Origin of the sequence: Pseudomonas sp. E45-MNA-CIBAN-0222, from assembly GCF_040310405.1 — a bacterium.
Taxonomy (GTDB): Bacteria; Pseudomonadota; Gammaproteobacteria; order Pseudomonadales; family Pseudomonadaceae; genus Stutzerimonas; species Stutzerimonas stutzeri_AC.
This window is the reverse complement of record NZ_JBEOPU010000018.1, coordinates 49,801-58,066: the sequence shown is the minus strand read 5'-3', so window position 1 is coordinate 58,066 and position 8,266 is coordinate 49,801. Positions and strand designations below refer to the sequence as shown.

Annotated in this window: 6 protein-coding genes; 4 read left to right on the top strand and 2 right to left on the bottom strand. The window is 61.1% G+C overall.

Going from position 1 to position 8,266, the window contains the following annotated elements; translation table 11 throughout:
- The first annotated feature begins 109 nt into the window (after positions 1-109).
- Positions 110-1,000 carry a TIR domain-containing protein gene (locus tag AAEZ08_RS20700; protein WP_500125050.1) on the top strand — a complete coding sequence of 297 codons (891 nt, stop codon included), beginning with the start codon at positions 110-112 and terminating at the stop codon, positions 998-1,000.
- Between the two features lie 350 nt (positions 1,001-1,350).
- Here AAEZ08_RS20700 and AAEZ08_RS20695 read toward each other — a convergent pair whose 3' ends face one another.
- Together AAEZ08_RS20695 and AAEZ08_RS20690 are read right to left on the bottom strand one after the other, a co-directional pair.
- The gene (locus AAEZ08_RS20695) at positions 1,351-2,286 is read right to left on the bottom strand and encodes a hydroxymethylglutaryl-CoA lyase (RefSeq protein ID WP_014820607.1); all 936 of its coding nucleotides are present in this window, start codon (positions 2,284-2,286) and stop codon (positions 1,351-1,353) included.
- A gap of 201 nt (positions 2,287-2,487) precedes the next feature.
- The gene (locus AAEZ08_RS20690; RefSeq protein ID WP_014820606.1) at positions 2,488-3,690 is read right to left on the bottom strand and encodes a CaiB/BaiF CoA transferase family protein; all 1,203 of its coding nucleotides are present in this window, start codon (positions 3,688-3,690) and stop codon (positions 2,488-2,490) included.
- Between the two features lie 176 nt (positions 3,691-3,866).
- Between AAEZ08_RS20690 and AAEZ08_RS20685 the strand changes: the two genes are divergently transcribed.
- The 3 genes from AAEZ08_RS20685 (at position 3,867) to acs (ending at position 8,251) form a co-directional block, all read left to right on the top strand.
- A complete protein-coding gene (locus AAEZ08_RS20685; RefSeq protein WP_014820605.1) occupies positions 3,867-4,766 on the top strand; it encodes a LysR family transcriptional regulator in 900 nt (299 codons plus the stop codon).
- Between the two features lie 146 nt (positions 4,767-4,912).
- Positions 4,913-5,911 (top strand): TRAP transporter substrate-binding protein, encoded by a 999-nt coding sequence (locus AAEZ08_RS20680; protein WP_234175081.1) that lies wholly within the window; start codon positions 4,913-4,915, stop codon positions 5,909-5,911.
- Positions 5,912-6,295: 384 nt separating this feature from the next.
- The gene (gene acs / locus AAEZ08_RS20675) at positions 6,296-8,251 is read left to right on the top strand and encodes an acetate--CoA ligase (RefSeq protein WP_500125049.1); all 1,956 of its coding nucleotides are present in this window, start codon (positions 6,296-6,298) and stop codon (positions 8,249-8,251) included.
- Positions 8,252-8,266: the final 15 nt, after the last annotated feature.

Genomic DNA, 8,266 nt, shown 5'->3' with positions numbered 1-8,266 from the left:
TTTTTGATCGGTTGACCGCTTTCAAAATCGGCGGAGGCTGAAGTCAGCCAGAAATACAGGGCTACTTCAGACCATCCCTAGAAGATTTTTATCGCCAAATCACACGATAATGCTGTGGCAGTACTATGGAAAAATTGAGCCTGAGACCGGAGCTGAAAGGTTTCTCCAAAACCTAAAGGATAGCGACCTTCAGTGGGGGCTAAGAGGCTCAAAACTATCTGCATTTGCTGTGGTGGAAGGTGAAACTTGCGGCCTGTTTTGCCGGATGGCAAAAAGAGCCGGCAGCTTATTCAATGAAAAAGAATTGAGCAAAGTAAAATCACGTGTAATTGGAGACATTTTAGAAGCTGAAATAGATGGTGTCTCGACTCCCGCAGCAGCCGTTAATTCTAACGAAATGGCGATTTGGTTAAATTATCTTCTGTACTATATATCCAAGGTAAATCCGGGAAAAGAAAAGGGTCAGAGAATTGAGCCGGATCCTTTTTCTTTATCACTATTGGCTTTAGAAGGGCTTTTGGAGAATCCGGAAATTGAAAGAGTGGATAAGTCATTGAGTAAGGTTGGTGAGATAAACTTCAAGGTGTCCCTGTCATTCCCAGGTGAGCATCGGACTTTTGTGTCAAAAGTGGCTGACATCCTAAGAGTAAATTTAGGGAAAGACCAAGTGTTTTATGACTACGACTACCAGTCGCAGTTGGCAGTCCCAAATTTAGACGCTGTGTTGCAGAGTATATACAGGAAAAACTCCGGCTTGGTTGTTGTTTTCTTGTGCAAAGAATATGCAGAAAAGGAATGGTGTGGCCTAGAGTGGAGGGCGGTCAGAGACATAATCAAATGCAAAGATGATGATAGAATTATGTTCATTCGATTCGATAGTGCAGAAATAGATGGCTTATTTTCAATTGATGGCTATATTGATGCGAGCAAATTCTCAGAAGAAGAAGTTGCTCGGTTTATCCTGGAGCGCATACAGCTATCATCTAATATAAATGCCTAGAAGTTATCTCTGTGTTCCTCGAGCAATTGAAATTGCTGCCAGATTGCTAGGAAGGCAGCCCTGATAATTTTATGCTTTGCTGGAATTTTGGGGGTCGAAATGATCCTGCAGTGTCCTGGCTAGTCTGTAGTTCGTGCAGCAGGGGCCAAGCATTCAAACGATCACAGAGATAATCATTGTCTTATCGGCCTTGTTCTGCTGCAGGTCTCGCCTGTTCCGACAGTATTGCTTCACAACAAGAACCATCACCTCATTGTTCAATCCTGCCGTAAGGGGCGGCCTTGCGTTGTGCCAGTTCCGGCTTAAACACCGCTCATGCCGCCACCGTCCAACAGGCGCTCCAAATGCGGTCAAACGCCGGCTTCCTGCATCCACTTCGGTTTCGGATAACGGCGATCGGCCTTGCCGGCCTTGAGTACCGCGCCCGGCACGTCGTGGCCGACTAGTTGGGGCAGGTCGGCGGCGCATTGCAGCAGGCGATCGAGATCGACGGCGGTGTCTAGGCCCATGCGCTGGAACATATGCACCAAGTCCTCGGTACAGATATTGCCGCTGGCCCCGGGTGCGTAGGGGCAGCCGCCGAGTCCGCCGAGCGAGGCATCGAAGCGGTCGATACCGGCGTTCAGCGCTGCCAGCGCGTTGGCCAGGCCCATGCCGCGGGTGTTGTGGAAGTGTGCGGTGAATACTGCCTGTGGCCAGCTGTTCAGCACTTCGCGGCAGATGCGCTCGACCTGCGCCGGGTCGGCCATGCCGGTGGTGTCGCAGAGGGTGATGCCCTGCACGCCGATCTCCAGCAGGCGTTGCACCAGCTCATAGACGCGCCGCACGGGCACGTCGCCCTCGAAGGGGCAGCCAAAGGTGGTCGATAGCGAGGCGTTGATGAATACGCCACTGCCGCGAGTGACTTCGATGATTTCGCGGAACTGCACCAGCGACTGTTCGGGCGTCATGCGCAGGTTGGCCAGGCCGTGGGTATCGCTGGCCGACATCACCAGGTTGATCTCGTCCACCTCGCAGGCCAGCGCGCGCTCGCAGCCCTTCACGTTGGGTACCAGTACGGTGTACTCGACGCCCTCCACACGGCGGATGCCGCGCATCACGTCCTCGGCGTCGCGCAGGTTGGGGATGGCCTTGGGCGAGGTGAAGGAGGTGACCTCGATCTTCGCCAGCCCGGTTTGCGAGAGGCGGTCGATCAGGGCGATCTTGGCTTCGGTCGGCACGAAGTTCGCTTCGATCTGGAAGCCGTCGCGGGTGGCGACTTCCTGGATATACAGGCGTTTGCTCATGGGAGTCCTGTCGGTTGTGCCTGGGCGTAGGGTGGACGACGCTTTACCCATCCACCGTCGTGGCTTGCTGGCTGGTGGACAAGCTTCGCGTTGTCCACCCTACGTAGAGCTGTAGTTCGTAGGGTGGATGACGCTCCACCCATCCACCGTTTCGGGAATGTCGCGGTGGATGAAAAAGGCGTCATCCACCCTACGTGGCGTTCAGATGATCCCGCGTTCGCGCAGGCCCTGGCGTTGTTCTTCGGTGAGGCCGAGGCCGGCCAGCACATCGTCGGTGTGTTCGCCCAGCTGCGGGCCGCCTTCGCCGATGCGTCCCGGCGTGCGCGATAGCTTGGGCAGCACGCCCGGCACCTTGAGCGGGCCGGCAAAGGTCTGCACCTGCTCAATCATCTGCCGCGCCAGGTAGTGCGGGTCCTTGACGATATCGGCGGCGGTGTAGGGATAGCCGGCCGGCACGCGGGCGCCCTTGAGCGCTTCGATCACCTCGTCGCGGCTGTGCTGGATGGTCCATTCGCCGATGGCGGCATCGATCAGCTCGGCGTGCTGGGCGCGGCCGTCGTTGTGGGCGAAGCTCGGATCATCGGCGAGGTCCTGGCGGCCCATCAGGGTCATCAGGCGCTTGTAGATGCTGTCGCCATTGCCGGCGATCAGGACGTAGGCGCCGTCGTTGCACAGATAGGAATTGGACGGGGTGATGCCGGGCAGGGCACTGCCAGCCGGCTCGCGTACGTAGCCGAAGGCGTCGTATTCGGGCACCAGGCTTTCCATCATGGCAAACACCGACTCGTACAGCGCCACGTCGATCTCCTGGCCCTGGCCGCTACGGTTGCGCTCCTCCAGGGCGAGCAATACGCCGATCACCCCATACAGCGAGGACAGCGAATCGCCGATGCTGACGCCGACCCGCACCGGCGGCTGGCCCGGATAGCCGGAGAGGTGGCGCAGGCCACCCATGGCTTCGCCGATCACGCCGAAGCCGGGTAAGTCGCGATAGGGGCCGGTCTGCCCGTAGCCGGAGATGCGCAGCATGATCAGCCGAGGGTTGAGCTTCGACAGCTCGTCCCAGCCCAGGCCCCATTCTTCCAGCGTGCCGGGGCGGAAGTTCTCCACCAGGATGTCGGCTTCGGCCACCAGCTGGCGAACGATCTGCTGGCCTTCCGCGGCCTTGAGATCCAGCGTCACCGAGCGCTTGTTGCGCGACTGCACATGCCACCAGAGCGAGGTGCCGTCCTTGAGCTTGCGCCACTTGCGCAAAGGGTCGCCGACCTTGGGCGGCTCGATCTTGATCACATCGGCGCCGAACTCACCGAGCAGTTTGCTGGCAAAAGGGCCGGCGATCAGCTGGCCCATCTCGATCACCTTGAGGCCCTGCAGCGGCAGGTTCTTGTCTGTCTGTTCGCTCATCACGACACCTGTGCCGGTTGATTCATGGTGCCGAGCATGACCGACGCTTCGGCAGCGGACAATTGGCCGTTGGGCAAGTGAGGTTTCGCGCCTCACGAAGGCTAAGACGAAAGGCGCTTTGAATAGTGGGCGTGTAGCGGCGCATGCTTCGTCTACCGCGAATACGGGAATCCACTATGCGCCGCATTGATTTCATCACCCTACGCCTGTTCGTCGCCATCGCCGACGAGCGCAGCCTGACCCGTGCCGCCGAGCGCGAGCACCTGGCGCTGGCGGCGGTGAGCAAGCGCGTCAGCGACCTGGAAGGGCAGCTCGGCGTCAGCCTGCTCTATCGCCAGCCCAAGGGCGTCGAGCTGACGCCGGCCGGCCACGCGCTGCTGCATCACGCGCGCAACCTGCTGGACAACCTGCAACAGCTGGACGCCGACTTGAGCGAGTTCAGCCAGGGCGTGAAGGGCCATGTGCGCATCCACGCCAATACCTCGGCGGTGATCGAATTTCTGCCCGAGGACCTGAGTACCTTCACCCGTCAGCACCCGGAAGTGAAGATCGACCTGGAGGAGCGCGTCAGCAGTGACACCCTGCGCGCCCTGCGCGAGGGGCTGACCGATATCGGCATCTTCGCCGGGCACATGCCGGCCGGGGACCTGCAGGTGTTTCCCTACCGCGAGGATCGGCTGGTGCTGGTGACGCCACGAGAGCATCCGCTGGCCGGGCGTGCAGAAATTGCCCTGCGCGATGCCGCCGGCTTCGATTTCATCGGCCTGCAGCAGGACGCCTCGCTGCATGCCCTGCTGCAGCAGTCGGCGCAACAGATGGGTACGCCGCTGCGCCTGCGCATCCAGGTACGCAGTTTCGAGGCGATCTGCCGGATGATCCATACCGGCATGGGCATCGGCGTGCTGCCCGAGCAGGTGGTGCGCAACTACCTGCCGGCGCTGGACGTGGCCATCGTGCCGCTGAGCGACGCCTGGGCGCGACGCGAGCTGAAGCTCGGCGTGCGCAATCTGGAAAGCCTGTCGGCGACTGCGAGGCAGATGCTCGAACACCTCACCGCTCGCGAAGGCAATGTCTGAAGAAGCGCGCCGGGACGTGTGATTACGCTGCTGCCTTCGCCAATCACGAAGTCGCGCTTGGCCAAATAGCAATTCAGTCCGCGGGGGGCGGCGGGGTAGAGTCGGACCAGCTGCATGGCTCAAACAACTACAAAACGGAGCTCCCCATGGCACGACTCACCCGTGGCATTACCCGTCTGCTCGCCGCTTCGGCGCTGTTTACCGCTCTCGGCGCCCAGGCCGATCCGATCCTGATCAAGTTCTCCCATATCACCGCCGACAGCACGCCGAAGGGCCAGGGCGCGCTGATGTTCAAGAAGCTCGTGGAAGAGCGCCTGCCCGGCCAGGTAGAAGTGCAGGTGTTCGCCAACTCCTCGCTGTATGGCGACGGCAAGGAGATGGAAGCGCTGCTGATGAATGAGGTACAGCTGCTGGCGCCGGCACCGTCGAAGCTCGAGCAATACACCAAGCAACTGCAGCTGTTCGACCTGATGTTCCTGTTCGACGATATGGCTGCGGCGCAGCGCTTCCAGCAGTCGGACAAGGGCCGCGCCATGCTCAAGTCGATGGAGGACAAGGGCATCACCGGCCTGGCCTACTGGCTCAACGGCATGCGCCACTTCACTGCCAACAAGCCGCTGCGCGAGCCGGCCGACGCCCGCGGACTGAAATTCCGCGTGCAGCCCTCGGACCTGCAGGCCGCCCAGTACACCGCCCTGCGGGCAGTACCGCGCAAGATGGCCTTCGCCGAAATCTATCAAGGGCTGCAGACCGGCGTGGTCAATGCCCAGGACAATCCCTGGTCGAACATCTACAGCCAGAAGTACCACGAGGTGCAGAAGTACATCACCGAGTCCGGTCACGGCATCGGCAACTACCTGCTGATCACCAACACCAGGTTCTGGAGCGGCCTGCCGGCAGAGGTGCGCGGCGAGCTGGAAGCGATCATCGACGAGGTCACCGTGGAGGTGAACCGCCAGGCCGAGGCGCTGAACGAGAAGGCCAAGCAGGGCGTCATCGACTCGGGCAAGAGCGAGATTCTGGTGCTTACCGACGAGCAACGCGACAAGTGGCGCGACGCGGTGCAGCCGGCGTGGAAGAAGTTCGAAGCCGATATCGGCAAGGACCTGATCGAGGCCGCGCGCGCAGCTAACTCTGCGCCCTGAGGCAAGCCCGCCAATGGTCTGTTAGACCAATGTGCAGTTTCGGCCACGGCGCTGGCTGCACAGAATGGCGGTGTCTATCTGCGTGATCGGACAAGTGTGTATTGCAACCGGATGGTTGACCGAGCGGCCCCTGAGGCCGCTTTTTTTTGCCCGCAAAACACGTCCGCGGGTGTCGGGGCCGTAGCATTCAGCTACGCAAAAGCTCTGGCAAATGGCGGCAGTGCACACGCCATGCGGTGAGGCGCGGTCTATGCTTGAGCAAAGCCGATACGCCATGGGTGGCGTGCTTGGCTGGAGTGCACCGTCTGACAGGCGCTGGGTTGGTCATTGGGTTCGCCTGCTGGACAGGGTTCTGCATACCAACAAGACAGACGAGGAACTGCCATGAGCGCTGCGTCCGTATATCCGGTTCGGCCCGAGGTGGCCGCTCAGTCACTGACCAACGAAGCCAGCTACAAGGCCATGTACCAGCAGTCGGTGATCAATCCCGAGGGCTTCTGGCGTGAACAGGCGGCGCGGCTGGACTGGATCCGGCCTTTCACCGAGGTCAAGCGCACCTCCTTCGACGATCACCATGTGGACATCAAATGGTTCGCCGATGGCACGCTCAACGTCTCGGCCAACTGCCTGGATCGGCACCTGGCCGAGCGCGGCGATCAGCTGGCAATCATCTGGGAGGGCGATGATCCTTCCGAACACCGCGAGATCACCTACCGCGAGCTGCACCAGGAAGTCAGCAAGTTCGCCAATGCGCTGCGCGGTCAGGATGTGCACCGCGGCGACGTGGTGACCATCTACATGCCGATGATTCCCGAGGCTGCGGTGGCGATGCTGGCCTGCGCGCGTATCGGCGCGATCCACTCGGTGGTGTTCGGTGGCTTCTCCCCGGAAGCGCTGGCCGGGCGCATCATCGATGGTCAGTCGAAGATCGTGATCACCGCCGACGAAGGCATTCGCGGCGGCAAACCCGTGCCGCTCAAGGAGAACGTCGACGAGGCGCTGACCAATCCCCAGACCAGCTGTGTGAAGAAGATCATCGTCGTGCGCCGCACGGGTGCGGACATTCGCTGGCACTCGCATCGCGACATCTGCTACGACGACCTGATGCGCGTGGCCGGTGAGGTCTGCGCACCAAAGGAAATGGGGGCCGAGGAGCCGCTGTTCATCCTTTATACCTCCGGCTCCACGGGCAAGCCGAAGGGCGTTCTGCATACCTGCGGCGGCTATCTGCTCTATGCCGCACTGACCCATGAGCGGGTGTTCGACTACCGCCCCGGGGAGGTCTATTGGTGCACGGCCGATATCGGCTGGATCACCGGGCACAGCTACCTGATCTATGGTCCGCTGGTCAACGGCGCGACGACGCTGATGTACGAAGGCGTGCCGAATCATCCAGACGTTACCCGCATCGCCCGGATCATCGACAAGCATAAGGTGAACATCCTTTACACGGCGCCCACGGCGATCCGCGCCATGATGGCCGAGGGGGCCGCGGCGGTGGAGGGGGCCGATGGCTCCAGCCTGCGTCTGCTCGGTACGGTGGGCGAACCGATCAATCCCGAGGCATGGCACTGGTATTACGAAACGGTCGGCCACTCGCGCTGCCCCATCGTCGATACCTGGTGGCAGACCGAGACCGGCGGCATCCTGATCAGCCCGCTGCCAGGGGCGACCGCACTCAAGCCGGGCTCCGCCACGCGCCCGCTGTTCGGTGTGGTGCCGGGGTTGGTGGACAACCTCGGCAACCTGCTCGAAGGCCCTGCCGAGGGCAATCTGGTGATCCTCGACTCCTGGCCGGGGCAGATGCGCACCATCTACAAGGACCACGACCGCTTCGTCGACACCTACTTCAAGACCTTCCGCGGCATGTACTTCACCGGTGATGGCGCGCGCCGCGACGAGGATGGCTATTACTGGATCACCGGAAGGGTCGATGACGTACTCAACGTGTCCGGACACCGCATGGGCACCGCGGAGATCGAAAGCGCGATGGTCGCCCATGCCAAGGTGGCCGAAGCGGCAGCGGTGGGCGTTCCGCATGCGCTGAAGGGGCAGGCGATCTACGTGTATGTGACCTTGGTCAGCGGCGTGCAGCCCACGGATGCGCTGCGTCAGGAGCTGCAGCAATGGGTGCGCAAGGAGATCGGGCCGATCGCCGTACCGGATGTGATCCAATGGGCCCCTGGGCTGCCGAAGACGCGTTCCGGCAAGATCATGCGCCGGCTGCTGCGCAAGATCGCAACGGACGACTACGACGCGCTGGGCGATACCTCGACTCTGGCCGATCCTGGTGTGGTCGATCAGCTGATCGAGGCTCATGAGGCGGTGAAGAAGCGCTAAAGGAGAGGGCGAGCG